This is a genomic window from Rhizobium sp. NZLR10 (assembly GCF_019685125.1).
Lineage (GTDB): Bacteria > Pseudomonadota > Alphaproteobacteria > Rhizobiales > Rhizobiaceae > Rhizobium.
In genome coordinates this window covers 31,098-50,901 of record NZ_JABDWE010000027.1, presented here as the reverse complement: position 1 = coordinate 50,901, position 19,804 = coordinate 31,098, and the positions used below count along the sequence as shown (strand labels likewise).

Sequence of the window (19,804 nt, the reverse complement as noted above, 5' to 3'; positions counted from 1 at the left end):
GCTGACGCCGACATCCGAATACGGATTTTGGGTACTGCCCTATCTCAGGGGCCGAACCATGCTCGAGCCGACTGGTTTGGTCCGGCCCCATATCCAGCGAACCCTATAGTGCTGGGCCACTTTTGGTCCAGTTCAATGCGCGCAGTCACCCAGATTCGCTATTAATGAGACACCTCTCGTGAAATCAATAGGTTAGGTGATTTTATTTAAGCCGGGCTCGTCACATTGGTCTCATGCCGGCGCCGGCCGCCTGGCGAAGGGCAGGCAGAGCAGGGCGCAGCCGGTCAGGACGGCGACCACCATCCAGGCCTCGTTGATCGCCTGAACGCTGGCCGCGGTCTGGATCAGCGGATCGAGCAGCGCCGTGGTCTCCGCATCGAAGCTGCGGCTATGGCCCGATATGCTCTGAAGAGGTGCGCCGACGAATGCCGCGGCGTCGATGTCGCCGGCCTGAAGACGCGCCCAGAGACTTTGCCCCAGCGGTTCGGACCGCGTGTAGATGATGGTGTCGATCAGCGCGATGCCGATGGCGCCGCCGAGATTGCGCATCAGATTGAAAAGGCCGCTCGCATCGGGAATGCGATCGGCCGGGAGCGTGCCGAGCGCCAGCCGCGTCGGCGGCAGCAGGCAGAACATGATGGCGACGCCGCGCACGACCTGCGGCCAGAACATCGCGTCATAATCCGAACGCGGATCCTGAAGGGCGCTCATCCCAACGCCGATAGCAAACAGGGCGAAACCGGCGGCCGACAGCAGCCGCGCATCCAAACGCTTCTCCAGCGCGACCGCGACCGGCGCCGTGATCAGCTGGGCGATGCCGGTGACCAGCATCGTCATGCCGATCTCAAGGGCGTCGTGGCCCCTGACAAAAGCGAGAAAGACCGGCATCAGATAGACGGAGCCGAACAGGCCGATACCGAGCACGAAGCTCAGAACCGAGCCGACGAGAAAGTTCCGGTCAGTGAAATTGCCGAGATCGACGATCGGCCGGCCGCGGCGCAGCGTTCGCCGGATGAAAATACCGCCCGACGCCAGGCAGACCGCCAGCAGGCTCAGCACATAGGTCGAGGTCCAGCCGCTGGTCGGCGCCTCTTTCAGGCTGAGTTCCAGGGTCGTCAGCGCGGTTGCCATCAGGAGCAGCGACAGGCCGTCGAGATGCCGGAGTTCGGACGGATCGGCCGCCTGTCGCGGCAGGAAGAGCGCCGCCAGGATTGCCGAGGCAATGCCCGGCAGGATGTTGATCAGGAACAGCCAGTGCCAGGAATAGGTCTCGGTCAGCCATCCGCCGACGATCGGCCCGACGGTGGGTGCCAGCACCGCAAGCACGCCGGCGATCGTCGTCGCCAGCGCCTGCCGCTCGTTCGGGAAAAGGATGAACACGGCCGAAAACACCGAGGGGATCAACGTTCCGCCGGAAAAGCCCTGCAGTACCCGCCAGGCCACCAGTTCACCGAAGCTGCTGCTGGCAGCACAGCCAGCCGAGGCCGCAACGAACAGGCTGATGGCGGTAACGAACAGCCACCGCATCGTCAAAAGCCGCGTCAGCAGGCCGGTCAGCGGGATCGCCACCACTTCGGCGATGAGATAGGCCGTCTGTATCCAGCTCATCTGATCCGGATCGATACCAAGCGCTGACTGGATAGTCGGCAGCGACGTCGCCACCACCTGAACGTCGAGGATCGCCATGAACATGCCGATGCACATGGCGAGGAAGCCGAGCCAGACGATGGCAGGCCTTGCATCGGGATGGGCAGGCTCAACTCGTTCCATGCGATGATCCCGCGCGCGCGGCATTTTCTGCCCCGGTGAGAAGACCGATCATGTTTGCGGTCGAGACGATCGACATGTCAACCGGCAAATCAGGGCAAAAGGGTCACCAAATGCGATCGAGTCCGGCCGGGAAGGCTAGGCTCGATCGTTTGATCGGCGGAGGTGAGCCGGGCGTTTTATGCGCCCGGCTCCCTTCGCATCGGCGTTTGCGATTAGCCGCGGAACAGCGACAGGATATTCTGGGAGGACGAATTGGCGATCGACAGCGACTGGATCGCCAGCTGCTGTTGCGTCTGCAAGGCAGACAGCTTGCTCGATTCTTCCTCCATGTCGGCATCGACCAGCCGCCCGACGCCCGAGTCGATCGAATCGGACAGCGCGCCGACGAAATCTTCCTGCAGTTCGATGCGGGTCGAAACCGAGCCCAATTGCGCACCGGCGGACGTCATCGCCGACAGCGCGGATTCGATGGTCGACAGCGCCGACTGGATCTGACCGGTGGTAAAATTGGTAATGTCGAGCGAGTAGACGGAATCGCCGTTTGCATCCGCCGTTCCGAGGATACCCGTGGAGGTTTCGATTGACCCGCCGCTCATGCCGAACAGCACATTGCCCAGGGAGGCAGTATCCAGAACGTAATCCGTCATCTTAACGGAAACGGCGCCGGAGCCGTCGCGAACAAATGACGATACGACGCTCTTCGTGCCGTCAGCGCCAGCGACCCAGTTTTCGCCTGAGAACGACGCCGACTGGGCAATGCTCATCAGCTGCTCTTGCAGCTGACCGATTTCTTCCTGGACCTTTGATTTGTCGACACCGTCTTCGGTCGCGGCCACCAGCTTGGCTTTGATCTCGTCGACGACGTCGATCGCACTGTCCATTGCCGTGTAAGCCGTATCGACCTTTGCCGCGCCGAGGCCGAGCGCATCGGACACGGCAGACAGCGCCTTGTTGTCGGAGCGCATCGTGGTGGCGATTGACCAGTAGGCGGCATTGTCGGACGCGGTGTCGACCCGGTAGCCTGTGGAGACACTATTCTGTGTCGTTTCGAGATTGGAATTGATGCTGCGCAGCGTCTGAAGGGCAGCCATCGCGGAATTGTTGGTATTGATGCTCGTCATGGGAAATTCGCCTGGTTCGGAGGTTGAATATGTTGAAACCCGGGCAAACATCCCGGCCGTGGCGAGCAGCGTCATGCTTATTGACCTGGAGTTTCCGATCAATTCGCCATCGTTGGATTAATTATCGTACTTAAAAGTACCTTAATTGTTAACGCGGCGAGCCCGGCCCTTATTTTTTTGTTCACCATGAAATTGTGCATCTCGATGTCTGCCGAGAACGGCTCCGGATGCCGCCCGCAAAAATTTGAGATCGGCAATTGACGCACCGGCGGGAAACTGACTATCAATATTAAATCAATTTGATTGACTTCAAAAATAAAGAACGAGGGAACGTTGGAATGAGATCGAGCAAAAGCATGTTTCGCAACATTTCCGTGCGCGACGGCTGGGCAGCGGCAACCGCTCTGACGGCGCTCGTCGCTTTCGGGACGGGCAGTGCGGCCGCTGAATCGGTGCTGACGATGCACATCGAGGAGCAGACCAGCTGGGTTCAGAACTTCAATCCGTTCGATCTTGCCGGCCGCCGGCAGAGCACGATGGATTTCATCTACGAGCCGCTGGTCATCTTCAATGCCGAGGATGGCGGTAAACCGGTCTTCCGCCTGGCGACCGCCTACAAATTCTCCGAGGATATGAAATCGGTCACCTACACGCTGCGACCCGGTGTGAAATGGTCAGACGGCCAGCCGCTGACGTCGGCCGACGTGAAATATACGATCGGCCTCATGCTGAAGAACGCAGCCCTCGACACGGTCGGCGTCGGTCAGACCGTTGCCTCGGTCGAGACGCCGTCGGCGACCGAGGTGAAGATCGATCTCAAGGCCGTCAACTCCGATTTCCCGGAAGCGCTGGCCGACCTCGCCGTCGTTCCCGAGCATATCTGGAAGGACGTTTCCGATCCCGTCGCCTTCAAGAACGAGAAGCCGGTCGGTTCCGGCCCGATGACGGAGCTGCGCCGCTTCACGCCGCAGGTCTACGAGCAGTGCCGCAATCCAAATTACTGGGATGCCGCCTCGCTGCATGTCGATTGCCTGAGGCTGCCGCAGATCTCCGGCAACGACCAGATGCTCGCCATCCTGCCGGAAGGCAATATGGACTGGATCGGCTCCTTCATTCCGCAGATCGACAAGACCTTCATCGCGCTGGATGCCGACCATAACGGCTATTGGCAACCGCCGGCCGAAACCGTCGCCTTCCAGATGAATTTCAAGAGCGGCAATGCGGGCAACCTCGAAGCCTATAAGGACCTGAACTTCCGCCATGCCTTCAGCCTCGCCATGGATCGCAAGTCCATGGTCGATATTGCCGGCTTCGGCTATCCCGTCGTCAACGAGCATGCGACCGGCCTGCCGCCGCGTTTTGAGACCTGGCGCAACAAGGATTCCGAGGGTGACAAGGACGCCTTCATGGGCTTCGATACCGAGAAGGCCAACAAGGTCCTCGACGATGCCGGCTACAAGAAGGGCGCCGACGGCTTCCGGACGACGCCGAGCGGCAAGCCGATCGCCTTTCCGATCATCGTTCCGAACGGCTGGACGGACTGGATCGATGCGGTGCAGATCGCCGTCGAAGGGCTGCGTGCTAGCGGCATCAACGCGTCGGTCGCCACGCCCGAATATGAACAATGGCGCAAAGAGATCATCGACGGCAGCTTCGAGGTCGTCATGAACTCCCGCGCCGACGGCGCAACGCCGTTCCGCGGCTATTACCAGAGCCTGTCGACCGCCTATGGCGGGCGCATCACCGGCGCGCCCTCGCGTTATTCGAACCCGAAGCTGGACGCGCTTTTCGATCAATATCTGCAGGCGACGTCGGACGACGATCACAAGAAGATCTTCAGCGACATCCAGATGCTGATCGCCGACGACTTCCCCGTCGTGCCCGTCTTCAACGGGCCGACCTGGTATCAGTTCTCCAGCAAGCGTTTCACCGGCTGGGTCACCGACAAGGATCCCGTGATGAATCCGGAGGATCACGACAACAACCGCATGCGCCTGATGCATCTGCTGCGTCTGAAGCCGGTCGGTTAGGCCTCGCAAGGGAGCGATCATGCGCATTTCGAGCCGGCGCCTCGGCGTCTATGCGGTCGCCCTGGCGTTCGCCATCGTCGTGAACTTCATTCTCCCCCGGCTGATGCCGGGGAGCCCGGTCGACGCCATGATCGCCCAGCTCGGTCCACGGGCAACACCTGCCGCCATCGAGGCGATCAAGGCGCGCTTCGGCGCCGTCGACCAGCCGATGCTTTGGCAATTCGTCGATTATGTGAAGGGGCTTGCAACCCTCGATCTCGGCGTCTCGGTCAAATATTATCCGCAGACCGTCGTCCAGGTTCTCGGCCGTTCGACGCTCTGGACCGCCTTCCTCGTGGTCACCGCGATCATCTTCTCGCTCTGCGTCGGCGTCGTGCTCGGTGCGATCTCGGCCTGGCGCCGCGGCGGACGTTTCGACACCATCGTCTCGCCGCTGTCGGTAATCATGATTTCGGTGCCGCCTGTCATCGTGGCGCTGACGACGCTTTTCGTCTTCGCGGTTTCTCTGCGCTGGTTTCCAGTCGGCTATGCCTATGATCCCAATCTCGATCCCGCCTTCAATTTCACATTCTTTGGCAGCGTCCTCGTTCATGCGATCCTGCCGGTCCTGACGCTTTCGCCGTTTCTGATCGGCGAATTCCAGACGACAATGCGCTCGTCGATGATCTCGGTGCTCGGCGAGGATTATGTGACCATGGGCCGCGCCAAGGGGCTGAGCCACTTGAGCGTCATGTTCGGCTACGGTGCGCGCAATGCCATGCTTCCCGTGCTGACCAATCTGGCGCTGATGCTCGGCGCCGTCTTCGGCGGTTCGATCGTCACCGAGATCGTCTTCAACTATCCCGGCCTGGGGTTGACGCTCTATACCGCCAGCATCGCCCGCGATTACCCCGTCATCCAGGGACAATTGCTGCTGATGACGCTTGCGACCCTTAGCGCCAACTTCCTCGTCGACATCATTTACGGACTTGTCGATCCGAGATTGCGGGAGGCTGCGTGATGAGCTTTACCCTATGGCCTATCCTCAGGCAGAAAAAGGCGCTGGCCGGCCTCATCATCATCGCCGTCCTCTGGCTGATGGCGCTGTTTGCGCCGCTCGTCGCACCCGGCGAGCCGGGCGCGCGCGTCGGACGCTCGCATCAGCCGCCGTCGATCGAACATGTTCTCGGCACCACGAAGATGGGCCGGGATGTCTATCGCCAGTTCGTCTGGGGCGCCCGCAGCTCTCTCTCCGTCGGCTTTGCCACCGGCATTGCCATCACCGTTCTCGGCACGGCGATTGGCCTCATCGCCGGTTATGCCGGCGGCCGGACGGATGCGGTGCTCGACCTTGCGACGAATGCGGTGCTCGTCATCCCGAACATGCCGCTCTTGATCCTGCTCGCCTCCTTCGCCGGCACGGTGGGGCCGATGACGATCATGATCATCATCGCGCTGACCTCCTGGCCCTGGGGCGCCCGCATGACGCGGTCGCAGACGATGGCGCTTCGCAATCGTGATTTCGTCACGGCTTCGAAGATGATCGGCGAGCCGGCCTGGCGCATCATCTTCGTGGAAATCCTGCCGAACCTGACGACGCTGATCGGGATCAACCTCGTCGGCAGCATCATCTACGCCATCGTTGCCCAGACGACGCTCGAATATCTCGGCTTCGGCGATCCGCTGAAAGCCTCCTGGGGCACGATGCTCTACAACGCCCAGAATTCCTCGGCGATCATGGTCGGCGCATGGTGGGACATCGGGGTGCCCGCACTCGGGATCGCGCTGACCGGCCTTGGCCTTGCGCTTTTGAATTTCACCTTCGACGAGATCGCCAATCCGCAGCTCCGCTCCGGCCCGGCGCTGACCCGCTGGTTCCGCCTCAACCGCGCCCGCAACAGGGAACTGGAGCTTGGCCGATGAGCGACAATCTTCTGGAAATCGAAAAACTCAATGTCGACTACCTCGTCGACAAGGGAGAGTTCCGCGCCGTCAAGGAGGTCTCCTTCAATATCGGCCGCGGCGAGATCTTCGGGCTTGCCGGTGAATCCGGCTGCGGCAAGAGCACGATCGCCTATGCCATCACCCGTCTTTCCAAGGCGCCCGCCTGGATCAGCGGCGGCGGCATCCGGCTGGACGGGCAGGATCTGCTGCGGCTGCCGGAGCGCGAATTGCAGAGGATCCGCTGGAAGCGCATCGGCATGGTCTTCCAGAGCGCGATGAATTCGCTCAATCCGCTGATGCGGGTCGAGGCGCAGTTCCACGACGTTCTGCGCCGGCACACCGGTTGTTCGCATGCGGAATCCCGGGCTCGGGCCGAGGAGATGTTCCGGCTCGTCGGCATTCCCACGCATCGCATCGGCGATTACCCGCACCAGTTCTCCGGCGGCATGCGCCAGCGCATCGTCATCGCCATCTGCCTGGCGCTGAGACCGGAACTCATCATCATGGACGAGCCGACGACGGCGCTCGACGTGGTCGTGCAGCGGGAAATCCTCGAACAGGTCGTCGACCTGCAGCGGACCTATGGCTTCTCCGTGCTCTTCATCACCCATGACCTGCATCTGATGGCGCAGCTCTGCCGGCGCATCGGCGTCATGCTGAAGGGCGAACTCGTCGAAGTGGGCGACGTGCACCAGGTCGCCCATTCGCCGCAGCACGACTATACGCGCAAGCTCTGGAATGCCATTCCGCAGCTTCCTGATCATCGGCATCTATCGGGAGTCGTGGCATGAAAGCGGAGGCAAATCCCGTCGTCGCTGACGCCGTGATCCGGCTGGAAGACATACAACGCAATTTCGGCGCGGTCCGCGCGCTGAAAGGTGTGTCCTTCTCGCTCTTTCCCGGCCGGGCTTTGGCGCTCGTCGGCGAATCCGGCTGCGGCAAGACGACCTGCGCCCGCATCATCGCGCGCCTGGACTGGCCGACCGGCGGCAGGCTGTTTTTCCGCGGGCAGGAGCTGACCGCCGGCGGCAAGGCGAGGGATGAACATCGCTACCGCCGCGAGGTGCAGATGGTCTTCCAGGATCCGTTCTCGTCGCTCAACCCGGCCTTCACCGTCAGCCATCATCTGGCGCGGCCGCTGCAACTGCATCGGCAGAGCGGCGCGAAAGCTGATCTCGCCGGGGAGATTACCCGGCTGCTCGCAAGCGTCGGGCTGGAACCCGATGTAACCCGGCAGAAATTTCCGCATGAACTTTCGGGAGGGCAGCGCCAGCGCGTCAACATCGCCCGGGCGCTTGCCGTCGCACCGAGCGTGCTGGTCGCCGACGAGCCGACCTCGATGCTCGACGTTTCCATCCGCAAGGATATTCTCGATCTGCTCGCGACGGTGAAACGGGAAAACGATCTCGCCATGCTCTATATCACCCATGATATCGCAACGGCGGCGCGTGTGGCCGAGGAGATCGTCGTGATGTTTGCCGGCCAGATGGTCGAATGGGGCGACACCGAGAGGGTTCTCTCCGATCCGCGCCATCCCTATACAAGGCTGCTGCTCTCAGCCGTTCCGGACGGCAGCAGGCCGTTCGTGACGGGCGGAAGCGCACGGTTCCTCGAACAGGCGGAAAAGGTGCGTTCGCTGAGCTGCCCTGAATCGACCGTGATCGAGCAGGTCGGCACCAACCACTTCATACGCGCGCTCGGCGTTTCCAATGCCGGAATGCTCAAGAGCTGAATTCCAAAGGCCCGATTTTCAAAAGCCGATTCTCAAGAGGAAAGAGTGACCATGTCCACACCGCGACCGAAAGCCCTGCGGCTTGAAACCCTTTGGAACCCGCCTGCCGACGGCAAGGAATTCTCCTATGTCCTGCGCCTCAAGAACCTCGGCAGCGAGCCGCTTGCGAATTTCTCCCTCTGCATCAGCGGTCCGGGCCGCGTCGATCCGGCCGGGCGGGTCGAAGGCGCCACGGTCTCGAAGCGGCTCTCCAATTTCACCGAATTCCAGCCGCCGGCCAATTTCGTTCTCGGCGCAGGCGAGACCTGGACGATCTCGGTCTACGCGCTGAGCTGGCAGTTCCGCCACTGGACGGACGGGGCGACGAGCGGCTATCTCGCGCTTTCCGATGGCAGCACGATCGTGCTTACCATCGAGCCGACGCGCTCTTCGGTCAGCAATGCGCCACTGAAGCGGGGCGCCGAGATCTATCCGGTTCCCGTCAATGCGCCGGTTCAGGTGTCGATCATTCCCTGGCCGAACCATGTGGCGGTCACGTCCCGCCGTCCGTTGCCGGCCGGTTTTGCGCCGCGGGCGCAGAGTGGCGAAGGAGAGGCGGCAGCGCAAAGTTTCGCGGCGCTGGTGGAGCATCTCTTCGCCGTCGAAGGCATTGTGCGCACCGAAGCGGAAGGCGCAGTGCCGGTCGCCCTGAAGGAGGCCGCCGGTTTCGGTCCCGAAGCCTATCGGCTGAGCTTTGAAGAGGAGAGGCTGACGGTCGAGGCGAGCAGCCGCACCGGCTTTCTCTACGGCCTGGTCACACTCGGCCAGATCTGGCGCGGCGCCAGGCTGCATCCCGGCGTCTTCCAGTTTCCGGCATCCGGCGAGATCGTCGACGAGCCGGCGATGGGCTGGCGCGGGCTGCATCTCGATGTCGCCCGCCAGTTCTACGGCGCCGCCGAGGTCAAGAAGCTGATCGCGGTGCTTGCCTGGAACAAGCTCAACCGCTTCCACTGGCACCTTTCCGACGACGAGGCCTGGCGCGTGGAGATCGACGCCTATCCCGCGCTGACCGAGATCGGCGCCTGGCGCGGCCACGGTCTTGCGGTTCCGCCGCTCCTCGGTTCGAGCCCGGCCCGCACGGGCGGTTACTATCCCAAATCAGTCATCCGCGAGATCGTCGCTGAGGCAAAGAGCTTCGGCATCGAGATCGTGCCGGAGATCGATGTGCCCGGTCACTGCTACGCGATGCTGCAGGCGATACCGGAACTGCGCGATCCGTCCGAGGTCGGCAGCTACTATTCCGTTCAGGGTTTTCCCGACAACTGCATCAATCCCGCCCTCGAGCAAACCTACGAGATCGTCGAGACCATCCTGACGGAACTGATCGAGCTCTTTCCGTTCAAGACCATCCATCTCGGCGCCGACGAGGTGCCGCTCGGTGCATGGTCCGGCTCGCCGGCAGCGCTCGACCGCTTGCGTAGCGTGGCCGGCGATGCGATTGCCGACGCGCATGCTAAGCGGCTGAACGTCGTGACCAACACCCATGGCGCCGACGACATTCACGGCTCGGGTGCGGCGATCCTGCAGGCCGAATTCCTGGAGCGCGTGCAGCGTTTCCTGGCGAGCAAAGGCTGCATCACCGGCGGCTGGGAAGAGGCGGCGCATGGCGATGTCATCGACAAAGCGAAGAGCTATCTCTGCAGCTGGCGCAATGTCGAGGTCTCGGCCGAACTTGCCGGACGCGGCTACGAGCTGGTCGTGTGCCCTGGGCAGGTTTACTACCTCGACATGGCGCTGAGACCGGACTGGGACGAGCCCGGCGCCAGCTGGGCGGGAACGTCAGATGCTGAAAAGCTCTATAATTTCGATCCGGTCGGCGGCTGGACGGACGCGCAGAAAGGCAAACTCCTCGGCATCCAGGCCTGCATCTGGTCCGAGCCGATGACGGATCGCGCCGTCTTCGACCGCCTCGTTTTTCCGCGCCTGTCCGGACTTGCCGAAACCGGCTGGACGAAACCCTCCTTCAAGTCATGGGAACGCTTCAAGGCGCTCGCCGGCCTGATGCCGCTGCTCTACGGGCTGCAACAGTCGTAAGGCGAGGACCGGGACCGTGACAGAACGGTCCCGGTCGACCGCCGAGTAGGTCTGCGAGGTTGACGGTCGGCCATTGGGGCACCCGATAGGCTTAGCGCGGTAAGTATTGTAGAATATGCGAATGTACGCATAATTTCCGCGGCTGGCGCTGCCAGGCAAGACCGATCGAGGGCTCTTGGGGGATACCATGGAAACGATCGTCGAGGACTTCAATGCCGGCGTCGTGTCGCCCGAACTCGTGGTCGATGCACTGTTTGCCTGCCGGAAGACGGCAGCGATCAAGGCGGCCATCGAGCTCGATCTCTTTACGCATATCGGCGATGGCAAAACGGCAGCCTTGCTGGCGTCGGCAACGAACGCCTCGGAGCGTGGGGTGCGCATCCTGTGCGACTACCTTGTGGTCCATGGTTTCCTGACAAAGGAGAGCGGACAATACCGAATGACGCCCTCGACCAGAATGTTCCTCGATCGCAATTCGCCGGCCTATATGGGCTCTGCCGTCGAGTTCGTCGCCGCACCCGAAATACTGGATAATTTTCTGCGCGATCCGGCCGCGGCCGTGCGAAACGGCGGTTCGACCGGGCTTGCGAACATGTCGGCAGACAATCCCGTCTGGTTGAAGTTTGCGCGCGGCATGGGCTCCTTTACCGGGCTCAGCGCCAAAATATTGGCTGGCGAAATCTCCGGCTGGCCAAGGTCTCCCAAAAAGGTTCTGGACATTGCTGCAGGTCCAGGCGTTTTCGGGATCGAAATTGCGAAAACCTTTCCATCGGCGGAGATCGTCGCCGTCGACTGGGCCGCCGTGTTGGAGCTGTCGAAGCAGAATGCGGATAAAGCCGGCGTGGCTGACAGGTATCGGACAATCGCCGGCAGTGCCTTCGATGTCGAGTGGGGCACGGATTATCATCTCGTCCTGCTTCCAAATTTCCTGCACCACTTCGATGTGCCGACATGCGCCCAGCTGTTACGAAAGATCGCCGCAAGCCTTGCGAAGGATGGTCGGATCGTTGCGGTCGATTTCGTGCCGAACGAAGATGGCGTGTCGCCGCCTTTTCCCGCGGCGTTCTCCTGGGAAATGCTCGCCAGCACGCCGGCGGGCCAGGCTTATACGCAAAGTGAGCTGACCGAGATGGCAAGACAGGCCGGTCTTGCCGGCGTCACGGTCAAACCGATGCCGCCAACGCCGGCCAGCCTCATTCTCTTCGAATAGCCGGTGGGCCGGGCATATCTCTATGCCAGGATCAGAGGCGATCGGCTCAGCGAAATTAGCCGAGCGGCTTTTGCAGGACGTCGAAGCGCGGATTGGTTTCGGAAAAGATCGGCAGGGCGGCGGCCCCGAGGATCGCCGTATCCTTGTCGGTCATGCCGATCATGACGCGGGGCACCGCCCGCTTTCGATCGGGATCGATCGGCGTGTGCAGCGGCTCCAGTCGCTCGGCAAGCCGAAGCATCAGCGATGTCGATACGCTGCCGCCGAGCACGATGGTCTGCGGATCAAAGGCCAGTTCGAGAAAGTCCAGGGTCTGTCGCAGCGGCTGGACGGCCTGATCGAGCCAGGCGTCCAGGCCTTCGCCGCCTTTGGCGATCAGCGCGTCGAGATCGTCCGAAGACAGTTCCTCGGCATTGGCAATGCCCATGAATTCGTAGGCGACGGTCGGCGAGATGTAACGATCCAGACAGCCGCGCTTGCCGCAGCTGCAGAGCTTGCCGTGCGGCTCGACGATGATATGGCCGATCTCGCCGGCATTGTTGCGGCTGCCCTTGTAGAGGTGGCCGTCGAGGAACATTCCGGCGCCGATGCCGCCACCCCCGGCAAGAAACAGGTAGACGAAGCTGCTCAAACCGCGGGCGACGCCATGAAGACGCTCGCCGATCGCCGCCGCCGTCGCATCGTTTTCGACGAGCACAGGCACCTTGACCCGCTGTTCCAGTTCATGCCCGACGGGAAAATCCTGCCAGCCGGGCAGGTTCTGCGGGCTGAGAGAGGTGATGCCGCCATCGGCATAGCGGCCGGGCAGGGCCATGCCGACGCCGAGCAGCCGGTTCCGGTCGAAGGCAAAGGCCTCCTGAAGATCCTCGACGATCGCCTGCAGAGCCGGCATCGCCCTTTGCGGATCGGCATGTTCGACGTGGCGCTCGATGCGCGCGCGGACGGCGCCGGAAAGATCCGTCAGAACCCCGCTTGCCCGTTGACGGCCAAGTTCGAGGCCGATCGAATAGGCGCCGGCGGGATTGATCGAATAGGGGATGATCGGCTGGCCGCGCGCCAGCTTCTGTGCCTCGGCCGGGACGAGAAGATGCGACTTCTCCAGCTCCTCGACGATGTTGGATACGGTCTGGGCAGTCAGCGCCGTCATTCGGGCGATCGCCGCGCGCGACAAAGGACCGTTCGTCCGCACAGCCTCGATCACCACACGCCGGTTGTGAGATTTGGCCTGCTCGAGATTGGTGCCGGAGATCGCCTTCATGTCGCCTTCAAAGGAAGTGGTGCGTCACCCTTGTCACAAGACCAACAGTGATGAAAGCCACATTCTTCTGATCCATAACACGCCGATGCGTTAAGCGTCGGCTCGATGGACATTGCGCCTTTGCAAGAAGCCGAGGATCGCGATGCCCGACAATCCCGCGACGGCGCTCAGAATGGCGGTTCCAGAATAGCCCGCCACGGCTGTGCCGGCGGCAAAGACCAGCGCGCCGATCCCGGCGCTGGCAAAGATATTGACGGAGATCAGCGCGCTGCCGAGGCCCGGCCGATCGGCGATGAGATCCTGCAGATAGGTGATCGGAATGCTGATGATCGCGGCGGCGCCGATGCCGGCGATCAAGGTCAGCGCATAGAGGTGCCACGGCTGCGAGGCAAAGCCGAGAAGGCTGAGGAACACCGCATAGATGATGGTGCCGGCGGCAAGCGCCGTCATCTGCCCGGTTTTCCGTGCAATCCGCGACCAGACGATGATGAAGACGATTTCCAGCAAGGCGACGATGCCGACAAGAATGCCGACATCGCTGAGCGCGCCATGGGCAGCACCGGTGGCGATCAACGGCAGAAGGGCGTCGTTCAGATGCAGCGTGCTGGTGATCAGCGCCACACCGGCGATATGCGCTGAAATCCGCGGCGACACTACCTGGCGAAGCGCGCCGAGATAGGTGAGATGATGAACCGCGGCCATCTCCATTGCCACCCGCTTCGGCAGGGCGAAGAGGATGATGCCCTGGCAGAGGAGGCAGGAGATGGCGGCAAAGAGATAGGCCGGCAGCATGCTCGATGCGCCCGAAAGCAGCAGGCCGGTCACTCCCGGAATCAGCACCCAGGAGAGCGAGATCATGGCGCGCACACCTGAATTGGCCGTCACCATGTCGCTCCGGTTCATGCCGTGCATCGCCGCGCGTGCATTGGCAAACAGCAGCGAGTTCAGCGCCCCGTAGATCGGCAGCGGCAGCAGCCCGCTGATGACGAAGACCGCCGCGCTCGGAAAACTATAGACCATGCCGTAGCCGACGATGCCGAAGAGGCAGGCGCCGATCATCGCCGAGCGGTACTCGCCGAGCCGATCGGCGAGATTGCCGAGCAGGATGCTGATGACCACGTTGACGGCCGCCGAGGCGAAGCTCAGCACGGAATAGAGACCGTCGCTCAAGCCCAATTCGCGGATGCCCACGATGGAACGATAGGGTGCGGTCATTGCGCCTGCCATTCCGAAGGTGAAAATGGCGATCATGCTGGCGCGGATCGCCGGCTTGCGGAAGACGTCGGGGAAAAGCCGGCTCATGCGCTCATCTGAATGTCAGTAATGTTCCGATTGGGAGAAGGTCCGCGCCAGCTCGGCCTGGCCTGCCGTCAGGCCGCAATCGACAGGCAGGCAGACGCCAGATATGGCTGCGGCAAGCGGACCGGCAAGGAAGCCAACGGCATTGGCGACATCCTGGGGGTCGACGACCCGCTGCAGCGGATACCAGCGGCGGGCTTCCTCGAAAACATTCGGATTGGCGGCGGCGCGTTTCTCCCAGGCCTGCGTCTTCACCGTGCCGGGTGCAACCGCATTGGAGCGGATGCCGAACTTGCCGTATTCGACGGCCACCAGCCGGGTGAAGTGCAGAAGGCCGGCCTTGGCGGCGCTATAGGCCGGGTGTCCGAAGACATTCATGCCGTTGACTGAGGCGATGTTGACGACGGACCCCTTCGAAGCCTTCAGCATCGGCTCGACGGCACGGAAACACAGGAATGCCGCTTCGAGATTGAGCGCAACGTCCGCCCGCCAGATCTCGGGCGTCGTCTCGTGCAGGCTGGTGGCGCGGGCCGCCCCGGCATTATTGACCAATGTTCGCACCACGCCGGCGTCGGCGGCGCGTCTGACCAGTTCCGCAATGCTCGCCTCGCTGGTCACGTCACATCCGACGGCCACGAAGCGATTGTCCGGCCCGAGCTTTGAGGCCACGGCAGCCGCAGCGGCGGCATCGATATCGGCGAGAAACACGACATCATGGTCATTGGCGAGCCGCGCGGCGATCGCCGCACCGATATCGCCCGCAGCGCCGGTGACGATCGCTATCGACTTCGTCATTTTCTATCGCTCCCGTTCATGAACCTCAATCTCCAAGCAATTGCCGGTCGTCGCCGTCGCGGTGGATGACGAGCTGCTGCTTGATGCGCCGAAGCGTGGTCGTGGCCTTCGGCTGCACCGCATAGGCGACCAGGCTCGACAGAATATCGACCGTCGCGATATAGGCGATGCGTGTCGAGGTCGGGCGATAGATGTTGTTGCCTTCGGGAAGGTCGATCGGCACGACGATTTCGGCAGCCTTGGCAACCGGGCTTGCCGTCTGGGTCAGCGCGATCGTCTTCACCTTGCCCCCGCGGGCAAGCTCGAAGGCCCGCACCAGCTCCATGTTGCGCCCTGAGAAGGACGAGCCGATCAGCACGTCGCCAGGCTTCGCCGCGGCCGCCATCATCAGCTGCATGCTGTGATCGGAACTGGCGGTGATGCGAAGCCCGAGACGGAAGAGCCGGTTCTGCAGCTCGTCGGCGATCATCGACGAATTGCCGCCCGAGCCGAAGGCGTAGATCATATCGGCTTTGGCGATAAACGAAACGGCAGCTTCGATCGCCGCCAGATCGAGCGACCGGTGCAGCAGAAACAGCGCGTTCTGGGCCTTGGTGATGATATCCTGGGCGACATCGGCCGGATCGGTGCTTTTCGATTCCGGTTTCAGATAGCGAACGCCGATATGGGCGGTCCGGGCGAGCTGCACCTTGAAGTCGGAAAAACTCTCGCAGCCCAGCCGCCGGCAAAAGCGGGTGACGGTCGGCGGCGATACCTCGGCCCGTTCCGCGAGCTCGATGATCGAGGCGTTCACGGCGAACTCGAAGTCGTTGACGATGATCTCCGCGATGCGGCTCTCGGAGGGGGAGAGCTTGCTCTTATCTTCCTGCAATGTCGAAAAGATATCCAAGCCCGTTCCCACCCTTATTCCTCAAGCATCCTTCTTCTTATAGGCCACGCAGTCGATCTCAACCTTGCAATCGACCATCATCGACGATTGCACACAGGCACGCGCCGGCGGGTGTTCGCCGAAATACTCCTGATAGATCTTGTTGAAGGTCCAGAAGTCGCGCGGATCGTCGAGCCAGACGCCGACGCGCACGACATGCTCGACGCCGTATCCAGCCTCCTCGAGAATCTCAAGAACATTGGCGATCGTCTTGTGGGTCTGGGCGATGATGTTGCCGTCGATGATCTCGCCATCTTCCATTGCAACCTGCCCGGAAACATAGAGCCATCCGTCGGCTTCGACCGCACGCGCGAAAGGCAGCGCCTTGCCGCCGGCCCCCGTTTGAACAGTGCCATAGCGCTTGATGGGCATGCTGAAGTCCTTGCAAATTATTTTCTTGATAAGTTGACAAAGGACCATAGAAAGCAGAATTTGGCCAGTGAAAAACATGAATTATGAAAAGAATTTCAATCCGGGGCTGATATGCGCGATCCTTTCCAGAATCCTTTCCCCACCGACAGCGCCCGGCAGGCGATCTGGGAAATGCTCGTTCCGCGCGATATCGATGCCTTTCTGGCCGCCGATTGGTCGATGGTGGAGCATGACTTCGTCGAAGAGGGCTTCATCGGCATCGATGCTCAGAAGCAGGTCAGCCCCGACAGGTGGCGGCTGGCATTTCCGACGCTGTCGGCCTATCGCCAGGAATGGCTGAGGCAGGCAAAAGATTTCGCCGAGCAGAGTTTTGCGGAAGATGCGCGCACGGCGATCTTCACCACGACGACGCTCGAGGATATCGAGATCGAGGGCGAAATGGCGCTCGTTCGCAAGAAATTCGACGGCGGCATCACCAAGAGCGACAACACCCGCGACGTCCTGCAATGGCAGACGCTCTATTATTGCAGGCTTCACCAAGGGCGCTGGAAAATCTCAGGTTTCACCGGCTACCTGCCGAACCCGATGGGGTAAAGCAGGGCCGACAACACGAAGGCGACTTTCTTGCGCATTTTCACCGCAGCACTGGCGACCGAGACCAACACCTTTTCCCCGATCTGCGTGGATCGCCGCGCATTCGAAGCCTCGCTTTATGCGCCGCCCGGCCAACATCCGGAAACCCCGACGCTCTGCACCGCGCCGATCACCGTCGGAAGGCGCATCACCGCGGAAAAGGGTTGGCAACTGATCGAGGGAACGGCGACCTGGGCCGACCCCGCGGGCCTCGTCAACCGGGCGACCTACGAGGAATTGCGTGACGAAATCCTCGGCCAACTCCGCGCGGCAATGCCTGTCGACGCCATCGTCATGGGCCTGCATGGCGCCATGGTGGCGGCCGGATATGAGGACACCGAAGGCGATTTCCTCTCGCGCATGCGCGACATCGTCGGGCCTGACGTCCTCATCTGCGCCGAACTCGATCCGCACAGCCATCTCACGACAAAACGCGTCACGGCGCTCGATTTCGCCGTTTATTTCAAGGAATTCCCGCATACGGACTTCGTCGACCGCGCCGAAGATCTCTGGCGCATCGCGGTCGACACGCTCGAAGGCCGGGTCAAACCGGTCATTTCAGTGTTCGACTGCCGGATGATCGACGTCTTCCCGACATCGCGCGAACCGATGCGCTCCTTCGTCGACAAAATCATGCAGATCGAGAAGACCGATCCGGACGTTCTGTCGATCTCGGTGATCCACGGCTTCATGGTCGGCGACGTTCCCGAAATGGGGACGAAGCTGCTTGTCGTGACCGACAACAAGCCGGAAAAGGGCGCGGCTTTGGCGCGCGACCTTGGCCTTGAGCTGTTTTCGAAGCGCGGCACCTTCATGGTCCCGCAGATCGACGAAAGGCAAGCCGTCGCGCGCGCGATTGCTTCAACCGCATGGCCCGTCATCATCGCCGATGTCTGGGACAATCCGGGCGGCGGCACGGCCGGGGACGCGACCGTTGTTCTCGCGGAACTCATGGCCCGCGGCGTCACCAATGCGGCTATCGGCACCATCTGGGATCCGGTGGCCGTGCAGATCTGTTTTGCGGCAGGCGAGGGGGCGGAAATTCCGCTGCGCTTCGGCGCCAAGTCGGCGCCCGGTACCGGCAATCCGATCGACGGCACGGTGAAGGTCGTCAAGCTGGTCAGGAATGCAGAGATGCGGTTCGGCGAGAGCCTGGCGCCGTTCGGCGATGCCGCCCATATCGTGCTCAACGGCATCGACATCATCCTCAATTCGACGCGTGCGCAAAGCTTCGATCCGAGCCTGTTTTCGGTGATGGGCATCGATCCCGAGAAGCAGAAGATCCTGGTGATCAAATCCACCAACCACTTCTTCGCATCCTTCTCCAGGATTGCCGCCGAGATCCTTTACTGCTCGGCCGGAACGCCCTATCCCAATAATCCGGCGACGACGCCGTACAAGCGGGCGCCGAAGACCATATGGCCGATCGTCGCCGATCCACATGGTAGAGAACGCGGAGCCGCCTAGATGCATGATGCCCGGTTTGCCGTCGTCGCCAAGGCAGGAGACAGGATCGCCGATCTCTCGACGCCGCGGCCTGTCATCGACGAAGACCGGCTGGCTGCCAACATCAACCGCGTTCAATCCTATATGGACGAACACGGGTTGAATTTTCGCCCGCATATCAAGACGCACAAGATTCCGGCTTTGGCCGTCGCGCAGATTGCCGCGGGCGCCAGGGGCATCAATTGCCAGAAGATCAGCGAGGCGCAAGTCTTTGCCGAAGCCGGCTTCGGCGACATCCTGATCACCTTCAACATCCTCGGACAGCAGAAGCTCGAGCGCCTGGCCAGGCTGAACGAGAAAATCCCGGCCCTGAAGGTCGTCGCCGACAGCGAAACGACGGTCGACGGGCTGGCGGCGCATTTTTCCGGCCACAAGCCGATCACGGTGCTGGTGGAATGCGACACCGGCGGCGGCCGCTGCGGCGTGCAGACGCCGGAGGAAGCGGCCTCGCTCGCCAAACGCATAACCGCTGCCGACGGCCTCACCTTCGGCGGCATCGTCACCTATCCGAAGCCGCAATCGGCCGCCGCCGTCGAAGCCTTCATCGTGGAAACGCTGGACCACCTGAAACCGGAAGGCATAACCTGCCCGATCGTCAGCAATGGCGGAACGCCAAGCCTGTTCGAGGCGCATCTCGTCAAATCGGCGACGGAACACCGCGCCGGCACCTATATCTACAACGATCGCCAGATGGTGCGCATGGGCCATTGCAGCGAGGACGACTGCGCCATGCATGTGCTGGCAACCGTCGTCTCACGGCCAAACGCCGACCGCGCCGTCATCGACGCCGGCTCGAAGGCCCTGACCTCGGATCTTCAGGGCTTTAGCGATTACGGCCTGATCGTCGGCTATCCCCAAGCGCGGATCAGCAGCCTCTCGGAAGAACATGGCGTGATCGACCTATCGAACTGCACCACCCCCCGGCCGCAGATCGGCGAGAAGCTCTTCATCATCCCGAACCACACCTGCGTGGTGTCCAACCTGTTCGATACGATGGTTTTTCATCGCGGCGGCGTCGTGACCCGCGTCGAAGAGGTCAGCGCCCGCGGCCTCGTCTGGTAGGGGTCGGTTCCGGTTGAGGGCGAATGGCCCTGAGCACGGAAGGCCGCAGTTATTGGTGAATTGCTCGCGATCTCGGTATCAGCAAGAATGCA

The 19,804-nt window shown here is 62.0% G+C and carries 17 protein-coding genes; 10 read left to right on the top strand and 7 right to left on the bottom strand.

Features of this window, described 5'->3' with window-relative positions; translation table 11 throughout:
• Positions 1-231: 231 nt before the first annotated feature.
• Together HJB82_RS29715 and HJB82_RS29710 are read right to left on the bottom strand one after the other, a co-directional pair.
• Positions 232-1,770 carry a DHA2 family efflux MFS transporter permease subunit gene (locus HJB82_RS29715; RefSeq protein WP_221142284.1) on the bottom strand — a complete coding sequence of 513 codons (1,539 nt, stop codon included), beginning with the start codon at positions 1,768-1,770 and terminating at the stop codon, positions 232-234.
• Positions 1,771-1,982: 212 nt separating this feature from the next.
• A complete protein-coding gene (locus HJB82_RS29710) occupies positions 1,983-2,891 on the bottom strand; it encodes a flagellin (protein WP_221142283.1) in 909 nt (302 codons plus the stop codon).
• Between the two features lie 338 nt (positions 2,892-3,229).
• On the opposite strand from HJB82_RS29710, the gene HJB82_RS29705 reads away from it, so the two are divergent.
• The 7 genes from HJB82_RS29705 (at position 3,230) to HJB82_RS29675 (ending at position 11,859) form a co-directional block, all read left to right on the top strand.
• Entirely contained in the window at positions 3,230-4,921 is a 1,692-nt protein-coding gene (locus HJB82_RS29705; RefSeq protein WP_221142282.1) for an ABC transporter substrate-binding protein, read from the top strand.
• Positions 4,922-4,940: 19 nt separating this feature from the next.
• Positions 4,941-5,921, top strand: a complete 981-nt coding sequence (locus HJB82_RS29700; RefSeq protein WP_221142281.1) for an ABC transporter permease — start codon at positions 4,941-4,943, stop codon at positions 5,919-5,921.
• Positions 5,921-6,823 (top strand): ABC transporter permease, encoded by a 903-nt coding sequence (locus HJB82_RS29695; RefSeq protein ID WP_221142280.1) that lies wholly within the window; start codon positions 5,921-5,923, stop codon positions 6,821-6,823. Before HJB82_RS29700 ends, HJB82_RS29695 begins: the two co-directional genes overlap by 1 nt.
• Positions 6,820-7,635 carry an ABC transporter ATP-binding protein gene (locus HJB82_RS29690; protein WP_221142279.1) on the top strand — a complete coding sequence of 272 codons (816 nt, stop codon included), beginning with the start codon at positions 6,820-6,822 and terminating at the stop codon, positions 7,633-7,635. Before HJB82_RS29695 ends, HJB82_RS29690 begins: the two co-directional genes overlap by 4 nt.
• On the top strand, positions 7,632-8,576 hold the full coding sequence (locus HJB82_RS29685) for an ABC transporter ATP-binding protein (protein WP_221142278.1): 945 nt from the start codon (positions 7,632-7,634) through the stop codon (positions 8,574-8,576). Before HJB82_RS29690 ends, HJB82_RS29685 begins: the two co-directional genes overlap by 4 nt.
• Before the next feature lie 51 nt (positions 8,577-8,627).
• Positions 8,628-10,649: a beta-N-acetylhexosaminidase gene (locus tag HJB82_RS29680; RefSeq protein WP_221142277.1), complete on the top strand. Its 2,022-nt coding sequence runs from the start codon at positions 8,628-8,630 to the stop codon at positions 10,647-10,649.
• Between the two features lie 187 nt (positions 10,650-10,836).
• A complete protein-coding gene (locus HJB82_RS29675; RefSeq protein ID WP_221142276.1) occupies positions 10,837-11,859 on the top strand; it encodes a class I SAM-dependent methyltransferase in 1,023 nt (340 codons plus the stop codon).
• Between the two features lie 55 nt (positions 11,860-11,914).
• On the opposite strand, the gene HJB82_RS29670 is transcribed toward HJB82_RS29675, so the two are convergent.
• The 5 genes from HJB82_RS29670 to HJB82_RS29650 form a co-directional block, all read right to left on the bottom strand.
• Positions 11,915-13,117: an ROK family transcriptional regulator gene (locus HJB82_RS29670; RefSeq protein ID WP_221142275.1), complete on the bottom strand. Its 1,203-nt coding sequence runs from the start codon at positions 13,115-13,117 to the stop codon at positions 11,915-11,917.
• 90 nt (positions 13,118-13,207) lie between these two features.
• On the bottom strand, positions 13,208-14,419 hold the full coding sequence (locus tag HJB82_RS29665; protein WP_221142274.1) for an MFS transporter: 1,212 nt from the start codon (positions 14,417-14,419) through the stop codon (positions 13,208-13,210).
• Between the two features lie 15 nt (positions 14,420-14,434).
• On the bottom strand, positions 14,435-15,211 hold the full coding sequence (locus HJB82_RS29660; protein ID WP_221142273.1) for an SDR family oxidoreductase: 777 nt from the start codon (positions 15,209-15,211) through the stop codon (positions 14,435-14,437).
• 25 nt (positions 15,212-15,236) lie between these two features.
• Positions 15,237-16,100, bottom strand: a complete 864-nt coding sequence (locus HJB82_RS29655; RefSeq protein ID WP_221142272.1) for a MurR/RpiR family transcriptional regulator — start codon at positions 16,098-16,100, stop codon at positions 15,237-15,239.
• Positions 16,101-16,121: 21 nt separating this feature from the next.
• On the bottom strand, positions 16,122-16,511 hold the full coding sequence (locus tag HJB82_RS29650; RefSeq protein ID WP_221142271.1) for a RidA family protein: 390 nt from the start codon (positions 16,509-16,511) through the stop codon (positions 16,122-16,124).
• Positions 16,512-16,622: 111 nt separating this feature from the next.
• Between HJB82_RS29650 and HJB82_RS29645 the strand changes: the two genes are divergently transcribed.
• The 3 genes from HJB82_RS29645 to HJB82_RS29635 are packed head-to-tail and all read left to right on the top strand — an operon-like array spanning position 16,623 to position 19,712.
• Positions 16,623-17,105 (top strand): hypothetical protein, encoded by a 483-nt coding sequence (locus HJB82_RS29645; RefSeq protein ID WP_221142270.1) that lies wholly within the window; start codon positions 16,623-16,625, stop codon positions 17,103-17,105.
• A gap of 30 nt (positions 17,106-17,135) precedes the next feature.
• Entirely contained in the window at positions 17,136-18,611 is a 1,476-nt protein-coding gene (locus tag HJB82_RS29640; RefSeq protein ID WP_221142269.1) for a M81 family metallopeptidase, read from the top strand.
• Positions 18,612-19,712: a D-TA family PLP-dependent enzyme gene (locus HJB82_RS29635; protein ID WP_221142268.1), complete on the top strand. Its 1,101-nt coding sequence runs from the start codon at positions 18,612-18,614 to the stop codon at positions 19,710-19,712.
• Positions 19,713-19,804 lie beyond the last annotated feature (92 nt).

Excerpts from the sequence above, each read along its gene's own strand:
- HJB82_RS29700 (WP_221142281.1), top strand. The coding sequence starts at position 4,941 with ATGCGCATTTCGAGCCGGCGCCTCGGCGTCTATGCGGTCGCCCTGGCG.
- HJB82_RS29675 (WP_221142276.1), top strand. The coding sequence starts at position 10,837 with ATGGAAACGATCGTCGAGGACTTCAATGCCGGCGTCGTGTCGCCCGAA.
- HJB82_RS29645 (WP_221142270.1), top strand. The coding sequence starts at position 16,623 with ATGCGCGATCCTTTCCAGAATCCTTTCCCCACCGACAGCGCCCGGCAG.
- HJB82_RS29710 (WP_221142283.1), bottom strand. The coding sequence starts at position 2,891 with ATGACGAGCATCAATACCAACAATTCCGCGATGGCTGCCCTTCAGACG.
- HJB82_RS29635 (WP_221142268.1), top strand. The coding sequence starts at position 18,612 with ATGCATGATGCCCGGTTTGCCGTCGTCGCCAAGGCAGGAGACAGGATC.
- HJB82_RS29715 (WP_221142284.1), bottom strand. The coding sequence starts at position 1,770 with ATGGAACGAGTTGAGCCTGCCCATCCCGATGCAAGGCCTGCCATCGTC.
- HJB82_RS29680 (WP_221142277.1), top strand. The coding sequence starts at position 8,628 with ATGTCCACACCGCGACCGAAAGCCCTGCGGCTTGAAACCCTTTGGAAC.
- HJB82_RS29705 (WP_221142282.1), top strand. The coding sequence starts at position 3,230 with ATGAGATCGAGCAAAAGCATGTTTCGCAACATTTCCGTGCGCGACGGC.
- HJB82_RS29660 (WP_221142273.1), bottom strand. The coding sequence starts at position 15,211 with ATGACGAAGTCGATAGCGATCGTCACCGGCGCTGCGGGCGATATCGGT.
- HJB82_RS29650 (WP_221142271.1), bottom strand. The coding sequence starts at position 16,511 with ATGCCCATCAAGCGCTATGGCACTGTTCAAACGGGGGCCGGCGGCAAG.
- HJB82_RS29690 (WP_221142279.1), top strand. The coding sequence starts at position 6,820 with ATGAGCGACAATCTTCTGGAAATCGAAAAACTCAATGTCGACTACCTC.
- HJB82_RS29685 (WP_221142278.1), top strand. The coding sequence starts at position 7,632 with ATGAAAGCGGAGGCAAATCCCGTCGTCGCTGACGCCGTGATCCGGCTG.
- HJB82_RS29665 (WP_221142274.1), bottom strand. The coding sequence starts at position 14,419 with ATGAGCCGGCTTTTCCCCGACGTCTTCCGCAAGCCGGCGATCCGCGCC.
- HJB82_RS29670 (WP_221142275.1), bottom strand. The coding sequence starts at position 13,117 with ATGAAGGCGATCTCCGGCACCAATCTCGAGCAGGCCAAATCTCACAAC.
- HJB82_RS29695 (WP_221142280.1), top strand. The coding sequence starts at position 5,921 with ATGAGCTTTACCCTATGGCCTATCCTCAGGCAGAAAAAGGCGCTGGCC.